The following is a 24,572-nucleotide window of genomic DNA, read 5'->3' on the forward strand; positions in this document are numbered from 1 at the left end:
TGTTGATATAGAGGGCGGAGAGGGGCTGGGGGAGAGGGCTCGCCCTCGCGACGTTGTTCAGCTCGCTTTCTGGGTCAAGCTGCGCAGGGCTTCCAGCGGGCGCGGGTCGATCCACTCGCGCACGTCGAAGCGCGCCGGGATGAAGTTCCAGCGCTGCAGGAAGTCGGTGAAGTCCTGCAGGGCGAGGATCGAGCCTTCGTCGAGGTTGGTGCGCAGGCGCAGGTGGGCGTCCTCGCCATAGGCGGTGGCGACCCAGAACTCGCTGCTGTTGGTTTCCCGCGCCAGGTAGCGGCGGGTGTCGTCCGGGTGCTGGTGCGCCCAGTCCTCCGCGCGCAGCACCGAGGCGAGGATCGCAGTGGCGGCGTCGGGGTGCTGTTCCAGCAGGTTGAGGTCGACACTCAGGGTGCGCGGCGTGCCGTTGTTGGCGCGGATCAGCGGTTCCGGGTGGGCGCCGGTGTCGATCACCGTGTGCAGGCCGAACTGCTGCGCCAGCTGTACGGCGTGGGCGCCCTTGAGGAAGATCGCGTCCACTTCGCCACGCAGCAGGCCCACCAGTTCCGGGTTCTGGCTGCGCCGACGGCTACCGCCGTGGCCGGTGATGCCGACGATGTTGCCCGGCGCCTCGTCGCTGAAGGTGCCCTTCAGGCCGAAGTCCACCAGCTCAAGGTCGCGCACTTCCAGGCCTTCCAGGCGCAGGGCGTTCTCCAGGCCTCGAATCGCCTGGGCACGGGTGAAGTCGATCTGCGCGCCGCTCCAGTCCGGCAGGCCGAAGCGCCGGCCTTTCAGGTCGCGCACGCTGCGGATGCCGCTTTCGGCGGTGGTCAGGATCAGCTGCGCCTCGTCGGCCCAGGACAGGCCGATCACGCGGGTTTCGCGGCCGCTGGCGCGGGCCCAGATGGCCGGGATATTGCCGCCGTGGCGCACCGAGTTCTGCAGCGTGTGGTCGAAGTGCGACTCGCGCACCGCCTGGTCGGCGGACTCGCGCAGCGACTTGATCTGCGTGCCCTGCTCGGCGAGGGATTCTTCCAGCCAGCCTTTCTGCACGGCGATGCCGAGGCCGGTGGGCACCGGGCAGCGGGTGTACCAGAGGGTATCGAGGGGACGGGACATGTTCAGCTCCTTGTGGCTCAGGCACGGGCCTTGAGTTCGTGGACGTCGGCGCGTTTGCCCTGCACCAGCGGCAGGACTTCCTGGCCGATGCGCAGGGCTTCTTCCAGGTGCGGGTTGCCGGCGAGGATGAAGGTGGAGAAGCCGGCGTCGCGGTATTCGGCGAGGCGTTCGGCGACGTTCTCGTGGCTGCCCACCAGGCCGATGGTCGGTCCCGGCTTGGCCTTGCCGAAGCCGGCCCAGAGGTTGGGGCCGAGGATCAGGTCGTCGAAGCGCTCGACGTTCTGGTGGTAGGCGGTCTGCCGCGCGGCACCGACGGAATCCGAGCCGGTGGCGAAGTTCTTGATGAAGGCGCTGGTGCGCGCGTCGATGCGCTCGTACTGGCGGCGCAGTTCGCTCCAGGCGGCCTCTTCGGTCTCGCGGGCGAACAGGTCGATGCGGATACCGAAGCGGATCTCGCGGCCCTGCTTGTCGGCCAGCTCGCGCACCCGCTCCAGATGCGGCTTGAGCTTGTCGATGGGTTCGGCCCAGTTGAGGTAGACGTCGGCGTGCTTCGCCGCGACGTCCAGCGCCGGATCGGAGAAGCCGGAGAAATACACGCCGGGCTTGCGCACGTTGCGTAGCGCGATCGGCAGCGAGCCGTTCTCCAGCTGGTAGATGTCGCCCTGGTAGGAGAACTGCTCGTTCTTCCACAGGCCGTCGATGATGTCGAGGAACTCGCCGGTGCGCTGGTAGCGCTTGTCGTGGTCGAGGAAGTCGCCGTTGGCGCGCTGGCTGGCGGGGTTGCCACCGGTGATGATGTTCCACTCCAGGCGGTCGCGGGACAGGTGCTGGAGGATCGCCGCCTGCTGCGCGGCGTAGGCGGGCAATGTCCAGGCGGCCTGGAAGGCGATCAGGAACTTGATCCGGCGGGTCTCGCGGGCCAGCGCGGCGGCGGCGATCCACGGCTCCGGCCCGGTGGGCAGCAGCGCGCCCTCGAAACCGGCGATCTCGGCGGCCTTGGCCACCTGGGCGATGTAGTCGATGTAGGTGAAACCGTCCGGCTCGCCGTTGGTCAGGCGGCCCGGGGCGATGTTGCCGGGGCGCTCGATATGGCTGCCACGGTTGTTCTTGTCCGAGGCGAGATAGGGACCGTCGCTGCCCAGCGGCAGTCGCCAGAAGAATTCGGTGCTCATGGCCATGCTCCTTTGCTTTGCGGGGGCAGCGTCGTGCTGCTCGTGCAGGGTCTTGAGCAAGGGCTGTGCCCAAAGCCTGCAGGCCAGGCGGGGCGGGGCTTTCAGGCGGGCGTGCTGCTGTGGCAGCAGGGCGTTTGTCTGTACAGCAGCAGTAGGTCAGCAGGGGATGCTGGGCGGGCAGCAATTTCGCCCGCTTCGCCAGGGCTGGTGCCCGTTTGTTGGTTTTTTGTTCATCTAACTAATTGATCTGTATTGATATTTTTTAGTGGCACAAGTCCTGCTCAGTCACTGGAACACCGCCACGCGGTTCATCCATCCCCGACTGCCAGGAGGCATTCCATGTCCACCCTCAACCCGCAACTCGCCAGCCAGCTCGAACAGGTCCGCCGCGACTTCGCCAAGGCCTTCCGCGTGCTCAAGGAGAGTCGCACCCTCACCGCCACCAACACCTACCAGGCCTACGTGCGGGTGCCGGACAGCGACCAGGTGATCGCCGTCCACGCCCCGAACCCCTGGGCCGACGACCAGGAAATCCGCGCGGTCATCGCCACCCATGAAGGCGACGTGATCCTCGACGAAAGCATCCCCGGCGCGACCCCGCTCAGCGGCCGTGGCGCAGGCGGCAACGGCAAGCGCTACGCGGCGATCTTCCAGGCGCGCCCGGAGGTGAACGTGGTGATCCACGTGCATACCGCCTATCTCGGTGGCTGGGCCAGCGCCCACCGCGTGCTGCCGATCCGCTACGCCGCCTCCCAGCGCGTGACCCTGGCCCGCGAGCTGCCGATCTACATCGACCGCCGCCAGCCCGAGCCGCTGTTCATCCTCGACAAGCTCGCGGAGAACCCGCACACCCCGGCCATCCTCGAAGCCAACGGCGGCGCGACCTTCTGGGGCGAAGACCTGATCAAGGCGTCCAAGCTGATCCTGCTGCTGGAGGAAGGCGCCTACTTCCAGGGCCTCGCCGAAAGCCTCGGCGGCTCCCAGGAGTTCGGCCCCGGCGTGCTGGAGCAGCAATGGAAGATGACCGGCCTCTGGGAGCAGGGCCAGAAGCTGCTGGGCGCGGCGGCCTGAGTTTCTCCCCGGCATGAAAAAGCCCTCTTGCGAGGGCTTTTTTGGGGGCGCGGACCTTGTCCGCGTATCGCGGGCGTGGCCCGCTCCTACGGGATTGGTAACCCTCTGCAGGCTTCGAAGTCGCTCAGATAATCATCGATTGCGGACTGGAAAGCGGGCATCAGTTCCTCAAGGCGTTTTGCCTCGAAACTGACAATCTGCTGTAGCCCGAGAATGCGTCCAACGAAGAGATCATCTCGCTCATCGACTGCGATGCGCGCAGTGAAGCCCTTGTAGGTCATGCCTTCCATGTTCTGACTCCGGTGTGCTCGGGTGCGGTGGACAGGATGGATTGTGGGCGGTGTCTTGTAACGTCTGGGGGGGGGGGCATTGTGAGATTTCTTATCGCAATGTCGGACCTCGACACAGTTGTGGGAGTAACTGTCTTCCTCTGGACATCCGTGCCTTGGCTCCCCTCTCCCTTCAGGGATAGGGCGGGGGAGAGGGTATGCTCCGGCGGGATATTTCAGGTGGGAGCGGACTCCGTCCGCGATGTGCAACAGGCCGGCTCCGAGTAGCCGGCAATCTATCGCGGACAGAGACCGCTCCTACGCTCAGATCAAGGCTTGGCGGCGACAGAAGGCCCGGCGCTGCGCTGCCAGAAGCTTTCCAGCTGCAGGTTCTTCAAGCCCTGCTCGACGAATTTCGGCTCCAGCAGATCGTCCACTCTCACCGCGTTGCGGATCAGCTTCGCCTTCAGGCTGTAGGCGATGCCGTCGCTGTAGTGCTGGCGCAGGGCGTCGTCGTAGAGCGGGGAGAAGTGCGCGGGCCAGGGCTCGCCGGAGACCTCGCGCTGCAGCACGCTCAGCGGTACGCCGGAGCGGGTCTGGGCCTGCTGGTACTGCGCCTGGTTGGCGTCCTGGGAGACCCACCACGCGGCTTTCAGGTAGGCGTCCACCACCAGCTGGGTGAGGTCGGGATGGTCCTTGACGAAGTCCTTCGCGCCCCAGACTTCGGCACGCATCTTCCAGTCCGCCGGGGCCTCCTTGCTCGACCAGATGATGCGGCCGACCTGCTTGTCCTCCAGCAGGAAGGCATCGCTCAGGGTGAAGAAGGCATCCACTCGCCCGGCGCTCAATGCAGCGGCGCCGGCCTGGGGGTTGAGGTTGAAGATGCGGAAGTCCTCGAAGCCCAGGTGGTTGGCTTCCAGCAGCTTGGCGAACGACAACTCCCACGGCCGACCGCGGTGCAGGGCGATGCGCTTGCCCTTGAGGTCGGCGATGGATTTCGCCGTGGAGCCCGGCGGCACCACCAGGTAGACGTTGTTGCCGATGCCGCCGGGGACGATCAGCTGGGTCTGCACGCCCGAGGCGTTGGCGATGATCGACGGCAGGTCGCCATAGAAGGCGAAGTCGATGCGCTTGTTGGCGAATTCCTCGTTGACGAAGGTGCCCACCGAACCGGTGGCGGCGGGCACCCACTCCAGCTTGATGCCGCGCTGGGCCAGTTGCTGCTCCAGCCATTTGTCGCGGTCGATCACGTAGGACGGGCCGTTGAAGGTGATTTGCCCGGCGTTGGCGTAGGCCACCGTGGCGATGCGCAGGGTGGTCGGCTGCTCGGCGGCCAGGGCGTGGCCTGCGAGCAGCACGGCGGCGGCCGGCAGCAGCCGGCGCAGCGCGCGATGCAGAAGGTTCATGGGGATTACCTCGCTCAGAAGTCGGTGGTGACCGAGACGCCGAAGGTGCGCGGGTCGCCGTACATGACGGCGGCGGTCTGGTAGCCGGTGGGCAGGGTGTGGTTGCGGTATTCCTTGTCGGTGAGGTTGTTCACGTAGGCGGTGATGCGCGTGGTCTCGCCCGGCAGCTCGTAGGTCACCCGCGCGTTGCCCAGGGTGTAGCCGCCGGTGCGCATGTTGGCGCTCTGGTCGTTGGTGAAGAAGTACTGGCGGCTGCGGGTGTTCCAGTCGGTGCCCAGCACCACCGCGCCGTCGACGTTCAGCGGGATGCGGTAATCGGCGCCGATCACCGCCGAGACGCTGGGCGCGCGGACGAAGTGGTTGCCGGAGTAGTCGTCGTTGCCCGAGGTGTAGTCGGTGAACTCGGTGTGCAGCAGGCCCAGGCCGAGGTTCAGGTGCAGGTTCTGCACGGGGATGGCTTCGAGTTCGAACTCGGCGCCGTAGGCTTCGCCCTGGGCGCCGTTGGCCAGGCGCGAGACGGTCTGGTTGTTCACCGCGGTGACGATGTTGAGCTGGATGTCCTCGTAGTCGTAGTAGAAGACGCTGGCGTTGGCGTTCAGGCGGCCGTCGAACCATTCCGACTTCAGGCCCAGTTCGTAGGAGGTGAGGTATTCCGGATCGACCTTGGCCACCGTGGCCTGGCTGGTAACGCCGGCGTTGTAGCCGCCGGAGCGGAAGCCGCGGGCGTAGCGGAAGTAGGCGCGGGCGTTATCGGAAATCCGGTACTCGGGCGTCAGGTCCCAGCTGTAGTCGCTCCAGGTGTTGCTCTCGTCCTGGGTGGCGTTGACGATCAGCGGCGAGTCGACATTGCCCGGCTGCCACCAGTGGCCGTCGCCGAAGCTGGCGGCGCCTCGGTTGACCAGGCGCTCGAGGTCGATGTCCTTGGTCTCGCGGGTCCAGCGCAGGCCGGCGGTGACGCTGAAGTCGTCGGTGAAGTTGTAGGTAGTGCTGCCGAAGATGGCGTAGCTCTCGGTCTTCTGGTCGTAGCTGACGTTGTTGTAGTAGCTGGGGATATAGACGTTGGGCAGCGCCGCGTTGGCGTTCTTCGATTCCAGGTCTTCGTTGAAGTAGTGGAAGCCCAGGACCCAGTTCAGCCGGTCGCTGCGCGGCGAGGCCAGGCGCAGTTCCTGCGACCACTGCTGGCTGTCGGCGTAGCTGTAGCTGCGCTGCAGTTCCAGCGGGGTGTTGTCGCTGTCGGTCCAGCCGTCGCGGGTGAAGTGCTCGAAGGCGGTGATGGAGGTCAGCTCCAGGTCACCCAGCTGCCAGACCAGGTTGAGGTTGCTGCCGGCCTGGTCGATCTCGGCCTGGTACTTGGCGTTGAAGTTGGCCTTGCCCAGCTTCGGGTCGACGGAATAGCCGAACTGGTTGGTGCCGTCCGGGCGGGTGCCGTAGCTCACGGTGTTGTAGCTGGCAGTGTCGTGATAGTGACGGGCGTGGACGTTGAGGTTGGCGTCGAGGTTGTCGTTCACCCGCGCGGCCAGTTGCAGGCGCACGGCGTCGTCTTCCAGCGCGCCCTGGTCGTTGCCGTCGTTCTCGTTCTCGGTGTAGCCGTCGCGGCCCTGGTGGTGGAAGGACAGACGCCCGGCCAGCTTGTCGTCCACCAGCGCGTCGCTCACCGCGCCTTCGACGATGCGGTTGGCATAGTTACCCAGGTCGACCTTGAAGTAGCCCTCGGGGCTGAAGGTCGGCTTGCGCGAGATGAAGTTGATCGCGCCGCCCGTGGTGTTCTTGCCCCACAGGGTGCCCTGCGGGCCGCGCAGCACTTCCACGCGCTCCTGGTCGAACAGCGGGAAGCCGGTGGCACTGATGTTGGCGATGTACACGTCGTCGACGTAGATGCCGATCGGGCTGACCGTGTTGGCGCCCTGGTCGCCGGTGCCCAGACCGCGAATCCACCAGCGCGGGCGACCGTGCCCGTCGGTGGTGCCGGCGGAGGCGTTGGGGGTGTAGCGGGTGACTTCGCTGGCCGATTGCAGGGAGGCGTCGCGGATCTTCTCGCCGCTCAGCACGGTGATCGGTGCCGGCACTTCCTGTACCGATTCCTCGCGCTTCTGCGCGGTGACCACCACCTTGCCGAGGGTCGGTGCGGCGCTGGCTTCTTCGGTTTTCGGCGACTCGCCGTCGGCCGCGTGGACGAAGACGCTGGCCAGGCTTGCCAGGATGGCAAGGGAAAGGGTGCTGCGTTTGAACATGGTGTCCCCAGGGGGCGGCGGAAGGACGGCTGGCTCTGTGGTGCTCGGTCGTCGCCGCAAGGCATGAAGCTGTTATTGCGTTGCTCTTGTGCTGGCTCACGCGTGATGAAGGCCGGAAGGCTTGCCGGGGATATCGCAACATCCGTACCGCTTTCTGGATTTGTTTTAACTTTCTGATAAATAAGGGTTTTTGTTTGTTGTTGTGGATGCTGTGCTGCTGGGGAAGCAGCCCGTGCTGGGACGTCGCTGCCTGGGCAGCAGTGGGTCAGCAGCCAGTCGGCTGAGCGGCGCGGCTTTCGTCGCAGTGCCGCTGGAACGCAATGTGCAGCTGATAAGCTTGTCGCTTGAAAGCCCTGGAGTTGGTAATGAATACGCTCTTGCCGGAGCAACCCCTGCAACGCTTCCCGCGCAACCTGCGTGGCCGCGATTTCGTGGTGGGGGATGTCCACGGCCATTTCGAATTGCTGCAGCGCCTGCTCGACCAGGTCGGATTCGATCCGGCCGCCGACCGCCTGTTCGCTGCCGGTGACCTGGTGGATCGCGGGCCCTATTCGCCGCAGGTGCTCGACTGGCTGGCCAAGCCCTGGTTCGCCTCGGTGCGCGGCAATCACGAACAACTGGTGATCGATGTGGTACTGGCCGGCGATGACCGCGACCTGCACTTCCGCAATGGCGGCACCTGGCTCTACAAGCTCACCCCGGTGACCCGCGAGCGTATCGCCCGGCGCCTGCAGCAGTTGCCGCTGGTGATCGAAGTCGAACTGGGGGAAGGTCGTCGCGTCGGCATCGTGCATGCCGAGGCACCGGTCTCACCGGCTTTCCCCGATTGGGACAGCGGCGTCGCCGCACTGGCCGGCGAGCTGGGCGAAACCGCCCGGCGCAATGCCGTCGGCCTGGCCATGTGGGCGCGCACGCGAATCGAGAAGGAAGACGCCACGGTCATTGCCGGGCTGGAGCGCCTGTACGTCGGCCATACCGCGCAGAACGCCGTGCGCCCGCTGGGCAATACCCACTATATCGACACGGGCAGCGGCTACGCCGACGGTTGCCTGAGCCTCGTCGACATGCACTGCGGCAAGGTGGAAACGGCGGCCGCGCGCTAAGCGACCGCCGGGGCGATCACTCGCCGCGGATGTACTGTTCCAGTTGCTGGATCAGCTCGGCCTGTTCGGCGATGGCGGCCTTCACCAGGTCGCCGATGGACAGCAGCCCGAGCAGCTCGCCGTTCTCCACCACCGGCAGGTGGCGCAGGTGGCGTTCGGTCATGATGCCCATGCACTTGTCGACGTTCAGGTGAGTGTCTACGGTGATCACCGGTGCGGTCATCACCGCGCTGATCGGCGTGTCTTCCGAGTTGCGCCCCTTGAGCGCCAGGCGCCGGGCGTAGTCGCGCTCACTGAAGAAGCCGACCAGCTGATTGGCCTCCACCACCGGCAGGCCGCCGAGGTTCTTCTCCGCCATCAGGCGCAGTGCATCGATCACCAGCGCATCCGGGGCGATGGTGTAAACCTGCTGGTCCGCCTTGGCGTTCAACAGCTGAGCCACAGTCTTCATTCCTACCCCCTGTTCGTCGTTCACGGCGCGATGCCCGTGGTTCATAGAGAATCGTGGACGAATTGCGATCCGGCAAGGCCGGAAAGCGCCGTCCGCCGTCACGGGAGCGTCATCCTCCCGCGGCGCGACTTATACTGTGAATCCCTTCCCCGTTTCCCCCCACGAAAGACCGGCCATGACTGACGAAGACCTCGACCTCCACGAGCCCGAACACGAACACCTGCTGGACCTCGATGACGACCTCGACGGCCTGCTGGAGGAGGATGCGGCGTTCTTCGAGGACCCGCCGGGCGATCACGAGGAGGACGACGAGGACGCGGAGGAGTACCAGCCTGGCCTGGACGACGAGGATTGGTAGAGGACTGACCTTCGGACGATATCCGGGCGTCATGATTGGCTGGCAGAATGCTGGCCAGACAATAAAGAGAAAGCACCATGCGCAACGTCACGCTCGCCCTGGCCGTTTCCCTGCTCTGTGGATGTTCCTCGGACGTCCGCCGGGATGACCGCACCGCGCCCATTTCCCTCTACCGCGACACCCGCCACGTGATGGTGGTGAACTTCCAGCCCGACGCCACGGTGGCGGCCAACCCGCGCTGGGGCGCGCTGAAGGCCAGCTGGCGCGAGGCGCTACGCGACGAGGCGGGTTCGGCCGACTACCAGCTCACCGAGCAGGACGGCGAACCACGCGCCACCGACACCCTGTCCACCCTGGTGGTGATCGAGGTCGGCGCCGGCCACAACGCCAACAACCGTCCCGGCAGTGGCGACGAGGAGTGGGTCACCTCCACCGTGCGCTACCACGACGGCCTGACCGGCCAACTGCTCGCCTCGCGCCGCTACGAAAGCGAAGCCGACGGCGACCTGTTCACCTCGATGGGGTCCTCGGAGGTCAGTGCGGTGTCCGAGCAGATAGTCGACGAGATCACCAGCGCCTTGCTGGTTGCGCGCCCGTCCCGCAGCCTGCCGGCGCCTCTGCCCGCCACCACGCCGGCGCAGCCGCCTGAAGCGGTCCCGCAGCCGGTCTCGCCTACCGCGGCGGAAACCGTCGCCCACGTCTCCCGCCCGCTGAGTCAGGAACAGCAGCTGATGGAGCTGCAGCGACGCAACCTGCCGTACGAGGAATACCGCGACGAGTACCGGCGGATCATGGGGCGCTGAGGGTCGCCTGGAACGCAGAAGCCCGCACAGCGGCGGGCTTTCCGGGTCGGAGTCTCCAGGCTTCAGAGATCGAGCAGGTTGCTGTTCATCCGGTAGAGGATCGACATGAAACTCAGCAGCTCCTGCTCGGGAATGTTGCGGCACACCTGCTGCCAGGCGAGGTTGATGTCTGCGTTGATCTTGTCGTTGATCAGCTTGCCCTGCCGCGTCAGTGACAGGTAGATCTGCCGCAGGTCCGGGCCGGTCCTCTTCTGGATGGCTATGAGGCCGCTCTGCTCCAGGCGCGCCAGTGATCGCGTCAGGTTCTGGTGGGGCATGCCCAGCTGGTTCGCCAGGTCGTTCTTGGTGGCAAACCCATCTTCGCGCAGGTTATCGAGGATGATGCGATCGACGAAGGTGATGCCGACACTGTTGATGATCGGCTCAAGATACTTCTGCCAGAGTGCATGGTTGGTTCTCAGTAACTCGGTGAGTTGAGTGAGCTCTCTTTCCTTCATGCAGGCTCTCTTGATGCAGACTCTCTTGGCGCCGCTATTTGCCGATCATGGTTTCCACGCCGGTGATGAAGAGCGTTGCGCCGATGCAGGCCAGGACCAGGTAGGAAATCTGCTTGATTGCGCTCATGGCCTGCTCGCCCAGCCACTTCGATACCGGGACGCTGAAGTGGAACAAGCTACCCAGCACCGCTGTGACGGTCAAGGCAGCCAGGCTGACCGAGACCGGGCTGGCGGTCTCGCTGGTCAACCGGATGACCACCGAGATGGCGGCTGGCCCGGCGATGACGGGAATGCACAGCGGCACGACGGCGATATTGCTGCTTGGGCGCCGTGCGCTGTCCGACGGATCGTTGAGCCCCTGCAGGCAGGAGATCAACAGCGATAACCCGCCGGCGACCTGCAGCGAGGCGAGGGTGATCCCGAGCAGACGAAACAGCTCCATACCGAACCAGATGCAGATCAGCAGGGTAATGGCGACTGCCAGCGTGGTTTGCTTTCCGGTACGGCTTATATCGTCAGCGGGCATGCCCTGCGTGTAGGACGTGAAGATGGAAAACATCGTCAACGGATTGATGATGATGGCAATGCCACTCAGGCTCACCAGGTAGTTACGAAACATGGCGGGGGCTCGCTATCGAGGCGGATTGAGCTGCCGGTCAGTGCAACTGGTTCTTCAGGATTTCGCCGTTCTTGATGACCATCTGCACGTGCGTGCCTGCGGCATCGAAGAGGGAGAGATCCTGCAGCGGGTCCTGGTCCAGCACGATCAGGTCCGCCAGTGCGCCCGGTGCGACCACGCCGAGCTGGTCCTGCATGTTGAGCAGTTCGGCATTCACCCGCGTCGCCGATTGCAGGACGTCGTAGGGCGTATCGACCTGCGCCCGGAGTTTGAATTCATCGGTCTGGCAGCTATGGAACTCGCCCAGCAGGTCGGTGCCCAGGCCGATCTTCACCCCATGGCGACGGGCGATCCGCACCGCCTCCAGCGCCTGGCTTTGCACGTCTTTCAGCTTGATTAGCACCGAGTCGGGGATGCCCGCAGCCGGATTGCCAGCGTTCAGGATGAACGCGTTGTAGATCGATAGCGTCGGCACCAGAAATGCGTCGTGCTCGTGCATGATCTGGGCAGCCTCGGCATTGAGCAGGTTGCCGTGTTCGATGGAGCGGACCCCGCAGCGCACGCAGCGGATGATGGCGGCCGGCGAGTAGGCGTGGGCCATGACGTAGCTGTTGTAGCGCTCGGCCTCGTCGACGATCACCGACAGTTCGGCTTCGGAATACTGCAGGTTCTCGATCCGATCATTTGGCGAGGCGATGCCGCCGCCGGCCATGACCTTGATCTGCGAGGCGCCCATGCGGAACTGCTCGCGCACGGCCTTGCGCACGGCACTGAGGCCGTCGGCGATGACCGAGATAGTGGAACCGGTATGCAGGCTGCAGGCGCAGGTAAGCATCGGGCTGGACGGGTGACGGAAGTCGCCGTGCCCGCCGGTCTGGCTCAGGGCACGGCCACTCATGAACAGCCGCGGCCCGCGAATCACCTGGTTTTCGATAGCGCGCTTGATACCCGCATCGGCGCCCCCGGCATCGCGCACGGAGGTGAAGCCGCGAGCGAGCATGCTGTCGAGAAAGCTGAAGCTGCGCGCGTAGACGTAGCCGGGCAACTCGGTCTCCTGGTTCAGGTCCACCTGGCTGGCGGTGATATGGACATGGGCGTCGATCAGCCCAGGCATCAGGTACTTGCCGTTCAGGTCGATGCTGAGAGTGTCCTGAGGGGCGGGTTGGTGGGTTTCATGGAGGGAAAGGATTTTCGCCCCGCAGACGAGAACATCGCCTTTGTGCAGGCTGGGGTGCTTGCCGTCGAATATCTGGGCGTTCTTCAGAAGAATGTTCATGACTACCTCTTCGTGAGTTCTCCAGTACAACGGCTCAAAAACCTACGCCCGAGGAAAATTGAAAGCAATGCGTTCTAAATGGCCATGAGAATGATCTCAAGGTGCCGCGCTGGCTGGCTAAATCGTTGATTCGAGGGAAGGGATGGAGGCTGCTGAAGGCTGCCGGAACCGGGAGGCGCCGTGGTTTGTGTGAAGTCGCGCAACTTTTGCGGCAGACATGAAAAAGCCCGCCTGAGCGGGCCGTCATCGCCGACGTCGCGATGGGGATGCCGGGGGTTCCGAGTGGCTAGAACCAGCCGCCGCTCGACAGCTCCTGTTCGCAACTCTTGTACTGCGCGCCGTACACCGAGGCGCGCGTCTGGACCTTCTGCGACACGGTCTTCAGCCACGGCTTGGCGTCGTAGCTGCGCTGGCGGTAGCCGCCCCAGCCCTCGTGGTAGTTCAGGTACTGGCCATAGGCGTCCCACTTGGAGACGCGGTTCACGCTGTAGGTCTTGTTCATGTACCAGCCCATGAAGTCCAGCGCGTCGGCGAAGTCGTCGCGGTCGGCGCCCCAGCCGCCGGCTTCCTTCTTGTAGTCCGCCCATGTCTCGTCCTTGGCCTGGGCGTAGCCGTAGGCGGAACTGACCCGGCCCCAGGGAATGAAGCCGAGGAAGTAGTAACGCGGCGGCAGGGCGTCGTGCTTGAAGGAGGACTCCTGGTACATCATCGCCATGGGCACCTGGATCGTCCCGCCCCAGCGCTTTTGCACCTGCAGCGCCGCTTCATGCCATTTCGGCTTTTCGCGGAATATCTCGCAGAGGTTCTCGGGGTGCGCCGGAGGCTTGGTGGCGCAGCCGGCAAGGGTCAGCAGCAGGGCTGGCAGCAGGAGCCGGAGCATGGGCGGTTTGTCCTTTTCGCGCGCGATGGCGCAAGGCTTATACAGCCTCTGGTGGCGAAGAGGAATCGTCAGGTGTCGAGGGTCTTCCTGGAGGTGAACGCCGTCGGAAGGCCTGGCCTGCGTGGTGCTTGCCGGTAGAAACAGGAAAGCCCGCTCAGGGCGGGCTTTTCAGGTGGTTTCGCAGGCTGCCTGAAGCAACTCGAAACAAGGTAGATGGCGCACCAGGCGGGATTCGAACCCACGACCCCTGCCTTCGGAGGGCAGTACTCTATCCAGCTGAGCTACTGGTGCGTATGCCGCGGCTGGCGCGGCAGGCGGCAATCATACGCATCTCCCGTGCAGGCGTCCAATGCGGGTACGCTCGTTCATGATATCGAACGAAAACAGCCGCTTGTCGGTAGAAAACCTCCGAAAATCCGCTGCAAGCGGATACCTTCGTTGGTTTTGTCGAACGAGCTATTGCCCTTTGCAGTCGAGGGCCCTAGGATTCGTTTGAGATTTCAAACGCCTCCCCATCACAACAACAGGAGACCGGAGCATTGGCATCACACCAGCCGGCCATCAGCCTGCGGGATGACAGTCTTCCGTTGCACCCACCGCATGTCCCTTGTGACAGGTCTCCGTGCGGCTTCCGTCGATCAGCGTACCGGAAGGTTGTAGGGCAGTCGTACTCCTGGGCCGAGCCCGGGAATCTGTGCGTGAACGAGTTCAACCAGACCGGGCAATGACCCCGGCCTGCGTTTTTTCGTGTCCGCATGCCGAGCGAACTAAGAGCCGTTCGCCGGGCGTCGCCCCTTTTGCAGGGCGACATTCGCCTCCAGCGTCGATACTGATCGGCCGGAGCGAATGAACGGCAGAGACCGCGGTCTCTCCCATCCAGACAACAAGGCAGGCGGGGCTCGTGTCAGACCCGCCGTCCACAGGCTTTCCTCGAAAGGAGACAGGTCATGCAACTCAATGATGCCAAGCTGTTCCGCCAACAGGCTTACATTGACGGTTCCTGGGTCGACGCCGACAACGGCAAGACCATCAACGTGAACAACCCGGCCACCAACGAGATCATCGGCACCGTGCCGAAGATGGGCGCTGACGAAACCCGTCGTGCCATCGAAGCGGCCGACAAGGCCCTGCCGGCCTGGCGTGCGCTGACCGCGAAAGAGCGCGCCAACAAGCTGCGCAAGTGGTTCGACCTGATGATCGCGAACCAGGACGACCTGGCCCGCCTGATGACCATCGAGCAGGGCAAGCCGCTGGCCGAAGCCAAGGGCGAGATCGCCTACGCCGCCTCCTTCCTCGAGTGGTTCGGCGAAGAAGCCAAGCGCATCTACGGCGACACCATTCCGGGCCACCAGCCCGACAAGCGCATCATCGTGATCAAGCAGCCGATCGGCGTGACCGCGGCTATCACTCCGTGGAACTTCCCGTCCGCGATGATCACCCGCAAAGCCGGCCCGGCCCTGGCCGCCGGTTGCACCATGGTGCTCAAGCCCGCTTCGCAGACCCCGTACTCCGCCCTGGCCCTGGCCGAGTTGGCCGAGCGCGCCGGTATTCCGAAGGGCGTGTTCAGCGTCGTCACCGGCAGTGCCGGCGAGGTCGGCGGTGAGCTGACCAGCAACCCGATCGTGCGCAAGCTGACCTTCACCGGCTCCACCGAGATCGGTCGCCAGCTGATGGCCGAATGCGCCAAGGACATCAAGAAAGTGTCCCTGGAACTGGGCGGCAACGCTCCGTTCATCGTGTTCGACGATGCCGACCTGGACGCCGCCGTCGAAGGCGCGCTGATCTCCAAGTACCGCAACAACGGCCAGACCTGCGTCTGCGCCAACCGCCTGTACGTACAGGACGGTGTGTACGATGCCTTCGTCGAGAAGTTGAAGGTCGCCGTGGCCAAGCTGAACATCGGCAACGGCCTGGAGCAGGGCATCACCACCGGCCCGCTGATCGATTCCAAGGCAGTCGCCAAGGTCGAAGAGCACATCGCCGACGCCGTTTCCAAGGGCGCCAAGGTCCTCACCGGCGGCAAGCCGCACGCCCTGGGTGGCACCTTCTTCGAGCCGACCATCCTGGTCGACGTGCCGAAGTCCGCCCTGGTGTCCAAGGACGAAACCTTCGGCCCGCTGGCGCCGGTGTTCCGCTTCAAGGACGAGGCCGAAGTCATCGCCATGTCCAACGACACCGAGTTCGGCCTGGCTTCCTACTTCTACGCCCGCGACCTGGCCCGCGTGTTCCGCGTCGCCGAGCAGCTGGAATACGGCATGGTGGGTATCAACACCGGCCTGATCTCCAACGAAGTAGCGCCGTTCGGCGGCATCAAGGCCTCGGGCCTGGGCCGCGAAGGTTCGAAGTACGGCATCGAGGACTACCTCGAAGTCAAATACCTCTGCCTCGGCGGTATCTGATCCGTTTTTTCCGTGGGCGCGAGGTGGCAGGCAAGAGCTGACAGCCACCTTCGCGTCGGCGTTTTCCGGTGGTAGCACCGGACAACCCGTCCGGCGGGCCGCAAGTGCCACGACAGTCGATCATCGTATGCTGTCGTGTGTGGCTTCTCCCCGCTTTCATCCTTTGATCCGGTCGCCCGATGAGCGGCCACTGAGGAAGCTATGAGCAAAACCAACGAATCCCTGCTGCAACGTCGTCAGGCCGCCGTACCGCGCGGTGTAGGCCAGATCCACCCGGTCGTCGCCGAGCGCGCCGAGAACTCCACCGTGTGGGACGTCGAAGGTCGTGAGTACATCGACTTCGCCGGCGGCATTGCCGTTCTGAACACCGGTCACCTGCACCCGAAAGTGGTTGCCGCCGTTCAGGAACAGCTGACCAAGCTGACCCACACCTGCTTCCAGGTGCTGGCGTACGAGCCCTACATCGAGCTGGCCGAAGAGATCGCCAAGCGCGTTCCGGGCAACTTCCCGAAGAAGACCCTGCTGGTCACCTCCGGCTCCGAAGCCGTTGAAAACGCCGTCAAGATCGCCCGTGCCGCCACCGGCCGCGCTGGCGTGATCGCCTTCACCGGCGCCTACCACGGCCGTACCATGATGACCCTGGGCCTGACCGGCAAGGTCGTTCCGTACTCCGCTGGCATGGGCCTGATGCCGGGCGGCATCTTCCGCGCCCTGGCGCCGTGCGAACTGCACGGCGTGAGCGAAGACGAGTCGATCGCCAGCATCGAGCGCATCTTCAAGAACGACGCTCAGCCGCGCGACATCGCTGCCATCATCATCGAGCCGGTTCAGGGCGAAGGTGGCTTCTACGTCAACTCCAAGGCCTTCATGCAGCGCCTGCGCGCCCTGTGCGACGAGCACGGCATCCTGCTGATCGCTGACGAAGTACAGACTGGCGCTGGCCGTACCGGCACCTTCTTCGCCACCGAGCAACTGGGCATCGTTCCGGACCTGACCACCTTCGCCAAGTCCGTTGGCGGTGGTTTCCCGATCTCCGGTGTTTCCGGCAAAGCCGAAATCATGGACGCCATTGCTCCCGGCGGCCTGGGCGGCACCTACGCTGGTAGCCCGATCGCCTGCGCCGCGGCTCTGGCCGTGCTGAAAGTGTTCGACGAAGAGAAGCTGCTGGAGCGTTCGCAAGCCGTTGGCGAGAGCCTGAAAGCCGGTCTGCGCGACATCCAGGCCAAGCACAAGGTCATCGGCGACGTTCGTGGCCTGGGTTCGATGATCGCCATCGAGCTGTTCGAAGGCGGCGATCACAACAAGCCGGCCGCTGAACTGGTCAGCAAGATCGTGGTTCGTGCCCGTGAGAAAGGTCTGATCCTGCTCTCCTGCGGTACCTACTACAACGTGATCCGCTTCCTGATGCCCGTCACCATCCCCGACGCGCAGCTGGAAAAAGGCCTGGCCATCCTGGCCGAGTGCTTCGACGAACTGGCCTGAGCCTTACCGCTCTAACGGTTCAGAAGAAGGCCCGCGCAAGCGGGCCTTTTTTATGTGCGTTCTTTTCGTGTTTGTTTGTGTGAATTGTCCGCCGAAGTTGATGGCGCGCATGGGAAAGCTCGTGGGCTTTGGACTACGCTGCGCAGTATCCGAAGGCCGTTGGCCGGCGGCATCCGAAGGACCGGGCACGCGGCAGGGAAGGCTCAGGATCGGTTGTTTCCGCCCGCGACGGCATCTGTCCCGAACGAGGTGCGATCCATGAGCGTTTCTCCCGGCGTGCTGGTCGCTGCCAGCGACCCCTGGAGCCGCGAGCTGCTTGGCCAGCTGGTGCTGAGCGTGCGTTGCGACGCGAACGTCGAATTCTGCGAAGACGGTGACACGGCCATCGCGGCCTGCCGCCGGCATCCCTTCGCCCTGATCCTGGCCGAACGCGAACTGCCAGGCAGCGACGGCCTGGAATTGCTGCGCCATGTGCGTATGCGCCGCCGCGGGCCCGTTGCCCAGCCCTTCATCCTGATCAGCTCGAAGGCCGATGCCGCCAGCGTGCGCGCTGCCTTGCCGCTCGCGCCCACGGCCTACCTGGTCAAACCGTTCAACGCCGAGAACCTGCGCGAACGCCTGCGCTCGCTGCTGCTAGCGCCGGGGGAAAACGTCGTCTGCGAGCTGCCGACCCTGGAGCAGAGCCTGTCGCTGGAGCGCTTCCTGCAGACCGAGCGCGACGCCACCGAGGGTGCGCCACTGATGGGCGAGGTCGGTGCGGCGGTGAACCGCTGCATGGAGGCCAGCGACATCAACCTGGAGATGCTCGAACAGGAGTTCGGCCACGATCCGCAGATCACCGCCTGCCTGATCTCCGCCGCCAACAGCGCAGCGCGGCACGTCGGCATGCCCTGCCAGACGCTGATGCAGGCGCTGTCGCGCCTGGGCGTGGCGCAGGCGCTGAACCTGATGCTGGCAGTCGCGCTGCAGCGCGCCGCGACGCTCAATGACCTGCTGCTCAAGGAGCGTGCCGAGCGCTTCTGGGAGCTTTCCCGGCATACCGCCGACGCCGCCTTCGCGCTGGCCGAGTCCCTCGGTGCCGATGGCGACCGCTGCTTCACCGCCGGCCTGCTGCATTGCCTGGGCGATCTTGCGCTGCTGCGCAGCTTGCAGGACTGGCACAGCGCCGGGGGCGAGCTGAGCGAGGCGGATGTGGATAAGGCCCTGAAGGAGCACGGCGCGAGCTTCGGCTCTGCCTTGCGCACCCGCTGGCGCCTGCCGCTGGAGCTGCGCAACCTGATCGCCGCCGCCTACGCCATCGACAACGGCGTGTTCAGTCGCGAGGCATTGATCGTCAATCTTGCCGCCAGTGCGGCGCGCCTGCCGGAAGACGAACTGCCCAGGCTCAAGGACCACAAGGCCGCGCGCATGCTGCAACTGACGCCTGCGCAGTTGGGCTATCTGGGGCGGACCTGAGCGCTCAGGACTGCGTGTAGTAGTACTTCTTCGCCCAGGCGTAAGGGCGCTGCCGCTCGGCGCACCAGGTGGCGAAGTCGCCTTCGGGCTGTGCCGAGTAGGCCTGCCAGTCATCCAGCATCGCCGACAGCTGCACGGCTTCCGTGGTGGGGCGGGAGAACGGACTGGCGTCCGGTGCCTCGGCGATGAGTTGCGCCACCCGCTCCAGCGCTTCGCGCGCACGGGCCGGCTCCCCGATGAAGAAGCCCTCGTCCAGATGGTGCATCGCGTAGTCCGCGGCGCCCAGGGCGAAATCGATCAATCGGTAGCGAACAGCGACATCGTCCGGGCCGACCGCCAGCGCGCGGCGCAGGAGATCGCCATCATTCTGCAGCAGCCCCAGCCAGCGCAGCGGTGCGTGCGCCGTCGGTTCGCCGTCGATCCAGGCTTGCAGTGTCGGGAACAGGAAGCGCGTGAGCAGCGGCTGGGCAAGGAACTGGTGGGCTTCGCGGGTCTGGCTGTGCAGCGTGAGTATCTGCAGGCTCAGTTCGCGGGCTGGCAGGGAGTCGGGGGCAGGAGCATTGCGCAGGAATCCTTCGAGGGCGGCGAACGCCTCGCGACGCACGCCTCGACTCCGGGCGCGGGCGTAATCCGCCAGCGCCTGGAGGCCGGGCTGGCTCGCCAGTTCATCGGCGAGCCGCTCCAGTCCTTCGAAGTTTTCCTGGTTCCAGTAGTGCATGAACCGCTGTGCTTAGCGCGTGGCCAGCAGTTCCTTGCCGCGAGCGACGGCGGCGCGGACCTGGTTCGGCGCGGTGCCGCCGATGTGGTCGCGGGCGTTCACCGAGCCTTCCAGGGTCAGCACGGCGAACACGTCGTCGTCGATCTGGTCGCTGAACTGGCGCAGTTCGTCCAGGCTCATTTCGGCCAGGTCCTTGCCGCTGTCCACGCCGTACTTCACGGCGTGGCCGACGATTTCGTGGCAGTCGCGGAACGGCAGGCCACGGCGCACCAGGTAGTCGGCGAGGTCAGTGGCGGTGGAGAAGCCGCGGCGGGCCGCTTCGCGCATGATCTCGCGCTTGGGCTTGATCGCCGGAACCATGTCGGCGAAGGCGCGCAGGCTGTCGCGCAGGGTGTCGGCGGCGTCGAACAGCGGTTCCTTGTCTTCCTGGTTGTCCTTGTTGTACGCCAGCGGCTGGCCCTTCATCAGGGTCAGCAGGCCGGCGAGGTGGCCGAACACGCGGCCGGACTTGCCACGCACCAGCTCCGGAACGTCCGGGTTCTTCTTCTGCGGCATGATCGAGGAGCCGGTGCAGAAGCGGTCGGGCAGGTCGATGAACTGGAACTGGGCGCTGGTCCAGAGCACCAGCTCTTCGGAGTAGCGCGACAGGTGCATCATCGCGATCGAGGCGGCAGCGCAGAATTCGATGGCGAAGTCACGGTCGGATACGCCGTCCAGCGAGTTGCCGGAGATCGCTTCGAATCCCAGCAGTTCGCAGGTGATGGTCCGGTCGATCGGGTAGGTGGTGCCCGCCAGCGCGGCGCTGCCCAGAGGCATGCGGTTGGCGCGCTTGCGGCAGTCCACCAGGCGCTCGTAGTCGCGGCTGAGCATTTCGAACCAGGCCAGCAGGTGATGGCCGAAGGTCACCGGCTGCGCGGTCTGCAGGTGGGTGAAGCCGGGCATGATGGTGTCGGCTTCGGCTTCCGCCAGGCCCAGCAGGCCCTGCTGCAGGCGGGTGATTTCGGCGAGGATCAGGTCGATCTCGTCGCGCAGCCACAGGCGGATGTCGGTGGCCACCTGGTCGTTGCGCGAACGGCCGGTGTGCAGCTTCTTGCCGGTGACGCCGATGCGGTCGGTCAGACGCGCCTCGATGTTCATGTGCACGTCTTCCAGGTCGACGCGCCAGTCGAAGGTGCCGGCCTCGATCTCGCTCTGGATCTGCTTGAGGCCGTCGATGATGGTGTCGCGCTCGGCGTCGCTCAGCACGCCGACCTTGGCCAGCATGGTGGCGTGGGCCATGGAGCCCATGATGTCGTGGCGATAGAGGCGCTTGTCGAAGTCGACGGAAGCGGTGAAGCGGGCGACAAAGGCATCGACGGGCTCGCTGAAACGGCCGCCCCAGGACTGGTTGGTCTTCTCTACGCTCATGGATCTCTCTCGCTGAAACGGGCAGGCGCGGCGCGCGGCCTGCATGAAGGGCAAAGTGCGACGATAATAGCAGGCTGAAGGACAAAACCGGCGGCGCTTTGGCGGGTTGCGGCGGGGGAGTGGCGGTGAATCGTCGCAGGTCCCGTGCCGATCTTTGCGCTGCCCGACAATTCCTGGCTTTTGGTCGCACGCGGCGCTTGCCGCCGTGCAGGCGCTTACGGAAACTGCGTCGATGCCCAGACTGACGAAGACCGGCGACAAGCCGGCGCCCAACGAAGACTACTTCATCCCCGAACTCTGCCAGCCCGAAGCGCTGTTCAGCCTGGTGCTGCTCGCCGAGTTGCTGGTGCTCGTGCTGGTGCTCGCCGAGCCGATGACCCCCAGCTTCAACTGGGTGCGCCTGGCCCTGTCCTCGCTGTTCGTGCAGTGGATCGTGCTGCTCTCGGCCGGCCTGTTGTGCCAGTTGCGGCCGTTCATGGCGCGCTGGCCGGCCTGGTTCTCCGGCCTGCTCAGCTGTGTGCTGGTGGTCCTGCTGACGCTGGCCTGCACCTGGGTGGCGGATTATTTCTCCCTTGGCGGGCCCATGAGCCGCACCGGCGAGGTCAACCTCTACCTGCGGCATGCGTTGATTGCGCTCATCATGTCCACGCTGTTGCTACGCTATTTTTATCTGGTGAGCCAATGGCGACGGCAGGAGCAGGCTGAACTGCGGGCGCGGATCGAATCGCTGCAGGCGCGCATCCGTCCGCACTTCCTGTTCAACAGCCTCAACAGCATCGCCAGCCTGATCGAGATCGATCCGGGCAAGGCCGAGCTGGCGGTGCTGAATCTTTCGGACCTTTTCCGCGCCAGCCTGGCCAAACCTGGAACATTAATTTCCTGGGGAGAGGAACTTGAGCTGGCCAGACGCTATCTTTCCATTGAGCAGTTCCGTCTTGGCGACCGGTTGCAGATGGACTGGCAGGTGAGCGGCGTGCCCGACGGCGTGCCGATTCCCCAGCTGACGCTGCAGCCGTTGCTTGAGAACTCATTGATTTATGGCATCCAGCCGCGCATCGAAGGCGGTCTGGTGAAAGTTGAGGCGGACTACCGTGACGGTGTGTTCCAGCTCTGCGTGAGCAACCCGTACGACGAATCGACCGAGACGCTGCCCACGAAGGGGACCAAGCAGGCCCTGCAGAATATTGCAGCGCGACTTGCGGCACTTTTCGGGCCAAAAGCTAGTCTCACCGTCGAGCGCCGTGACGGACGGCACTTCACCTGTCTACGCTATCCATGTGCGCGTCTCATGCAGGAAGCCTGAGCTTATGAATGTCCTGATCGTCGATGACGAACCCCTGGCGCGAGAGCGCCTGGCCCGGCTGGTGGGGCAACTGGACGGCTATCGCGTCCTCGAGCCATCCGCCAGCAACGGCGAAGAAGCGCTGACGCTGATCGACAGCCTGAAGCCGGATATCGTCCTGCTGGATATCCGCATGCCCGGCCTGGACGGGCTTCAGGTGGCCGCCAAGCTGTGCGAGCGTGAAGCCCCGCCGGCGGTGATCTTCTGTACCGCCCATGATGAATTCGCCCTGGAGGCGTTCCAGGTCAGTGCGGTCGGCTACCTGGTCAAACCGGTCCGCAGCGAGGACCTGGCCGACGCCCTGAAGAAAGCCTCGCGGCCCAATCGCGTGCAGCTGGCGGCGCTGACCAAGCCCCCGGCCGCCGGCGGTCCCGGCCCGCGCAGCCACATCAGCGCGCGGACCCGCAAAGGGATCGAGCTGATTCCGCTGGAAGACGTGATCTTCTTCATCGCCGACCACAAGTACGTGACCCTGCGCCACGCGGGCGGCGAAGTGCTGCTGGACGAACCGCTGAAGGCGCTGGAGGACGAGTTCGGTGACCGCTTCGTGCGCATCCACCGCAACGCGCTGGTCTCCCGCGAGCGCATCGAGCGCCTGCAGCGCACTCCGTTGGGGCACTTCCAGCTGTACCTGAAAGGACTCAATGGCGACGCGCTGACCGTCAGCCGCCGCCATGTCGCCGGTGTCCGGCGACTCATGCATAACCTGTAGCGACACAGTGCCGCAGCGCCTGAAGCCCGGGGGGCGGCCCCCGGGCTTTTCGTTTGCGTGAGCTGTTATCATGCGGGCACTTTCTTGCACGCTTCCTTTGCCTGGAAATGCCCATGTCTCGCGAAATCCGTATCGCCACGCGCCAGAGCGCCCTGGCACTCTGGCAGGCCGAATACGTCAAGGCCCGCCTGGAACAGGCCCACCCCGGCCTGACCGTGACCCTCCTGCCGATGACCAGTCGCGGCGACAAGCTGCTGGACGCGCCGCTGGCGAAAATCGGCGGCAAGGGCCTGTTCGTCAAGGAACTGGAAACCGCCCTGCTGGACAACGAAGCGGACATCGCCGTGCACTCCATGAAGGACGTGCCGATGGACTTCCCCGAAGGCCTGGGCCTGTACTGCATCTGCGAACGCGAAGACCCGCGCGACGCCTTCGTTTCCAACACCTACGCGAGCCTTGACGACCTCCCGGCCGGCAGCGTGGTCGGCACTTCCAGCCTGCGCCGCCAGGCCCAACTGCTGGCCAGCCGACCGGACCTGCAGATCCGCTTCCTGCGCGGCAACGTCAACACCCGCCTGGCCAAGCTCGATGCCGGCGAGTACGACGCGATCATCCTCGCCGCCGCCGGCCTGATCCGTCTCGGCTTCGAAGACCGCATCCGCTCCTCCATCAGCGTCGAAGCCAGCCTGCCGGCCGGCGGCCAGGGCGCGGTGGGCATCGAGTGCCGCACCGCCGACGCGGAGATCCACGCCCTGCTGCAACCGCTGCATCACCGCGAGACTGCCCTGCGCGTCACTGCCGAGCGCGCGCTGAACAAGCGCCTCAATGGCGGCTGCCAGGTGCCCATCGCCTGCTACGCCATCCTCGAAGGCGACCAGCTGTGGCTGCGCGGCCTGGTCGGTCAGCCCGACGGCACCGAACTGTTGCGTGCCGAAGCCCGCGCGCCCTTCTCCGAAGCTGAAACCCTCGGCGTGAAGGTCGCGGAAGACCTGCTGGGCCAGGGCGCCCAGGAAATCCTCGACGCGGTCTACGGCGAGGCCGGTCACCCGTGAGCCGCTGGCGGCTGCTGCTGACCCGTCCGGAAGAGGATTGCGCGGCGCTCGCCGCCAGCCTCGCCGAACACGGCATCCACGGCGACTGCCTGCCCCTGCTGGCGATCACGCCACGCGAAGAGACACCGGTGGAGCGCAGCCTGATCCTTGACCTGGACCGCTACTGCGCGGTTATCGTGGTCAGCAAGCCCGCGGCGCGCCTGGGCCTGGAGCGGCTCGACCGCTACTGGCCGCAACCGCCGCTGACCCAGCGCTGGTTCACCGTCGGCGCCGCCACGGCGGCTATCCTCGAGGACTACGGTCTGGATGTGGTCTGCCCGCAGGATGGCGACGACAGCGAAGCCCTGCTGGCTCTGCCGGAGTTCGAGCAGGCCCTGCAGGTGCATGATCCGAAGGTGTTGATCATGCGCGGCGAGAGTGGCCGAGAATTCCTTGCCGAGCGCCTGCGCGGCCAAGGCGTGGTGGTCGACTATCTGGAACTCTACCGGCGCGAAATGCCGGCTTACCCCCCGGGCGAATTGCTGCGACGAATCCAGGGGGAGCGTTTGAACGCCATCGCGGTCAGTAGTGGGCAGGGGCTGGAGCACCTGCGCCAGCTGGCGGCGGAGGATTGGCCGCAAGTCAGCGCCATGCCGTTGTTCGTGCCCAGCCCGCGGGTGGCTGAGCAGGCGCGGGAGATGGGGGCGCTGCAAGTAATCGATTGCCGGGGCGCAAGCCCGGCGGCATTAATGGAAGCGTTGAGAAGCGCCGACTAGAACA

General features: G+C 65.2%; 23 protein-coding genes and 1 tRNA gene. 11 read left to right on the forward strand and 13 right to left on the reverse strand.

Going from position 1 to position 24,572, the window contains the following annotated elements; translation table 11 throughout:
* Positions 1 to 57: 57 nt before the first annotated feature.
* Positions 58 to 1,110 (reverse strand): ABC transporter substrate-binding protein, encoded by a 1,053-nt coding sequence (locus tag ABKS89_RS01410; protein ID WP_138213223.1) that lies wholly within the window; start codon positions 1,108 to 1,110, stop codon positions 58 to 60.
* Between the two features lie 17 nt (positions 1,111 to 1,127).
* Positions 1,128 to 2,282, reverse strand: a complete 1,155-nt coding sequence (locus tag ABKS89_RS01415; protein WP_348588629.1) for an LLM class flavin-dependent oxidoreductase — start codon at positions 2,280 to 2,282, stop codon at positions 1,128 to 1,130.
* Positions 2,283 to 2,621: 339 nt separating this feature from the next.
* On the opposite strand from ABKS89_RS01415, the gene ABKS89_RS01420 reads away from it, so the two are divergent.
* Positions 2,622 to 3,353, forward strand: coding sequence for a class II aldolase/adducin family protein (locus ABKS89_RS01420; protein ID WP_348588628.1), 732 nt, complete (start codon positions 2,622 to 2,624; stop codon positions 3,351 to 3,353).
* Between the two features lie 86 nt (positions 3,354 to 3,439).
* On the opposite strand, the gene ABKS89_RS01425 is transcribed toward ABKS89_RS01420, so the two are convergent.
* From ABKS89_RS01425 to ABKS89_RS01435, 3 genes are all read right to left on the reverse strand, one after another.
* Positions 3,440 to 3,643 carry a hypothetical protein gene (locus ABKS89_RS01425; RefSeq protein ID WP_138213220.1) on the reverse strand — a complete coding sequence of 68 codons (204 nt, stop codon included), beginning with the start codon at positions 3,641 to 3,643 and terminating at the stop codon, positions 3,440 to 3,442.
* 308 nt (positions 3,644 to 3,951) lie between these two features.
* Entirely contained in the window at positions 3,952 to 5,028 is a 1,077-nt protein-coding gene (locus ABKS89_RS01430; protein WP_348588627.1) for an ABC transporter substrate-binding protein, read from the reverse strand.
* A gap of 14 nt (positions 5,029 to 5,042) precedes the next feature.
* On the reverse strand, positions 5,043 to 7,259 hold the full coding sequence (locus tag ABKS89_RS01435; protein ID WP_348588626.1) for a TonB-dependent receptor: 2,217 nt from the start codon (positions 7,257 to 7,259) through the stop codon (positions 5,043 to 5,045).
* A gap of 365 nt (positions 7,260 to 7,624) precedes the next feature.
* On the opposite strand from ABKS89_RS01435, the gene ABKS89_RS01440 reads away from it, so the two are divergent.
* The gene (locus ABKS89_RS01440; RefSeq protein ID WP_348588625.1) at positions 7,625 to 8,362 is read left to right on the forward strand and encodes a metallophosphoesterase; all 738 of its coding nucleotides are present in this window, start codon (positions 7,625 to 7,627) and stop codon (positions 8,360 to 8,362) included.
* 16 nt (positions 8,363 to 8,378) lie between these two features.
* Here ABKS89_RS01440 and ABKS89_RS01445 read toward each other — a convergent pair whose 3' ends face one another.
* Positions 8,379 to 8,813 (reverse strand): CBS domain-containing protein, encoded by a 435-nt coding sequence (locus tag ABKS89_RS01445; protein ID WP_081518744.1) that lies wholly within the window; start codon positions 8,811 to 8,813, stop codon positions 8,379 to 8,381.
* A 175-nt stretch (positions 8,814 to 8,988) separates the two neighbouring features.
* Here ABKS89_RS01445 and ABKS89_RS01450 point away from each other — a divergent pair, with 175 nt between their 5' ends.
* Complete coding sequence (locus ABKS89_RS01450) at positions 8,989 to 9,171, forward strand: hypothetical protein (protein WP_348588624.1); 183 nt, start codon at positions 8,989 to 8,991, stop codon at positions 9,169 to 9,171.
* A gap of 77 nt (positions 9,172 to 9,248) precedes the next feature.
* Positions 9,249 to 9,974 carry a hypothetical protein gene (locus tag ABKS89_RS01455; protein ID WP_138213215.1) on the forward strand — a complete coding sequence of 242 codons (726 nt, stop codon included), beginning with the start codon at positions 9,249 to 9,251 and terminating at the stop codon, positions 9,972 to 9,974.
* Positions 9,975 to 10,036: 62 nt separating this feature from the next.
* Here the strand turns inward: ABKS89_RS01455 and ABKS89_RS01460 are convergent, their stop codons facing one another.
* The 5 genes from ABKS89_RS01460 to ABKS89_RS01480 form a co-directional block, all read right to left on the reverse strand.
* Positions 10,037 to 10,471, reverse strand: coding sequence for a MarR family winged helix-turn-helix transcriptional regulator (locus tag ABKS89_RS01460; protein ID WP_348588623.1), 435 nt, complete (start codon positions 10,469 to 10,471; stop codon positions 10,037 to 10,039).
* A gap of 34 nt (positions 10,472 to 10,505) precedes the next feature.
* Complete coding sequence (locus tag ABKS89_RS01465) at positions 10,506 to 11,090, reverse strand: MarC family protein (RefSeq protein WP_348588622.1); 585 nt, start codon at positions 11,088 to 11,090, stop codon at positions 10,506 to 10,508.
* 37 nt (positions 11,091 to 11,127) lie between these two features.
* Positions 11,128 to 12,366, reverse strand: coding sequence for a metal-dependent hydrolase family protein (locus ABKS89_RS01470; RefSeq protein WP_348588621.1), 1,239 nt, complete (start codon positions 12,364 to 12,366; stop codon positions 11,128 to 11,130).
* A gap of 286 nt (positions 12,367 to 12,652) precedes the next feature.
* Positions 12,653 to 13,246 carry a transglycosylase SLT domain-containing protein gene (locus ABKS89_RS01475; RefSeq protein ID WP_138213211.1) on the reverse strand — a complete coding sequence of 198 codons (594 nt, stop codon included), beginning with the start codon at positions 13,244 to 13,246 and terminating at the stop codon, positions 12,653 to 12,655.
* 214 nt (positions 13,247 to 13,460) lie between these two features.
* Positions 13,461 to 13,537: transfer RNA gene (locus ABKS89_RS01480), tRNA-Arg, on the reverse strand.
* Positions 13,538 to 14,193: 656 nt separating this feature from the next.
* Here ABKS89_RS01480 and gabD point away from each other — a divergent pair.
* The 3 genes from gabD (at position 14,194) to ABKS89_RS01495 (ending at position 18,582) form a co-directional block, all read left to right on the forward strand.
* Positions 14,194 to 15,645, forward strand: a complete 1,452-nt coding sequence (gene gabD / locus ABKS89_RS01485; RefSeq protein ID WP_081518737.1) for an NADP-dependent succinate-semialdehyde dehydrogenase — start codon at positions 14,194 to 14,196, stop codon at positions 15,643 to 15,645.
* A gap of 201 nt (positions 15,646 to 15,846) precedes the next feature.
* Complete coding sequence (gene gabT, locus ABKS89_RS01490) at positions 15,847 to 17,127, forward strand: 4-aminobutyrate--2-oxoglutarate transaminase (RefSeq protein ID WP_045213232.1); 1,281 nt, start codon at positions 15,847 to 15,849, stop codon at positions 17,125 to 17,127.
* A 258-nt stretch (positions 17,128 to 17,385) separates the two neighbouring features.
* Positions 17,386 to 18,582 (forward strand): HDOD domain-containing protein, encoded by a 1,197-nt coding sequence (locus ABKS89_RS01495; protein WP_348588619.1) that lies wholly within the window; start codon positions 17,386 to 17,388, stop codon positions 18,580 to 18,582.
* 4 nt (positions 18,583 to 18,586) lie between these two features.
* Here the strand turns inward: ABKS89_RS01495 and ABKS89_RS01500 are convergent, their stop codons facing one another.
* Together ABKS89_RS01500 and argH are read right to left on the reverse strand one after the other, a co-directional pair.
* The gene (locus ABKS89_RS01500; RefSeq protein WP_348588618.1) at positions 18,587 to 19,300 is read right to left on the reverse strand and encodes a hypothetical protein; all 714 of its coding nucleotides are present in this window, start codon (positions 19,298 to 19,300) and stop codon (positions 18,587 to 18,589) included.
* Between the two features lie 12 nt (positions 19,301 to 19,312).
* Positions 19,313 to 20,707, reverse strand: a complete 1,395-nt coding sequence (gene argH / locus ABKS89_RS01505) for an argininosuccinate lyase (protein WP_138213208.1) — start codon at positions 20,705 to 20,707, stop codon at positions 19,313 to 19,315.
* Between the two features lie 232 nt (positions 20,708 to 20,939).
* Between argH and ABKS89_RS01510 the strand changes: the two genes are divergently transcribed.
* From ABKS89_RS01510 to ABKS89_RS01525, 4 genes are all read left to right on the forward strand, one after another.
* Positions 20,940 to 22,010, forward strand: a complete 1,071-nt coding sequence (locus ABKS89_RS01510; protein WP_138213207.1) for a sensor histidine kinase — start codon at positions 20,940 to 20,942, stop codon at positions 22,008 to 22,010.
* A 4-nt stretch (positions 22,011 to 22,014) separates the two neighbouring features.
* Positions 22,015 to 22,761: an alginate biosynthesis regulator AlgR gene (gene algR, locus ABKS89_RS01515; RefSeq protein ID WP_017521347.1), complete on the forward strand. Its 747-nt coding sequence runs from the start codon at positions 22,015 to 22,017 to the stop codon at positions 22,759 to 22,761.
* Between the two features lie 113 nt (positions 22,762 to 22,874).
* Complete coding sequence (hemC, locus tag ABKS89_RS01520; RefSeq protein WP_138213206.1) at positions 22,875 to 23,813, forward strand: hydroxymethylbilane synthase; 939 nt, start codon at positions 22,875 to 22,877, stop codon at positions 23,811 to 23,813.
* A complete protein-coding gene (locus ABKS89_RS01525) occupies positions 23,810 to 24,568 on the forward strand; it encodes a uroporphyrinogen-III synthase (RefSeq protein ID WP_348588617.1) in 759 nt (252 codons plus the stop codon). The genes hemC and ABKS89_RS01525 overlap by 4 nt, the downstream gene beginning before the upstream one ends.
* The last annotated feature ends 4 nt before the right edge of the window (positions 24,569 to 24,572 follow it).

Source organism: Pseudomonas sp. LABIM340, assembly GCF_040017195.2.
Lineage (GTDB): Bacteria > Pseudomonadota > Gammaproteobacteria > Pseudomonadales > Pseudomonadaceae > Pseudomonas.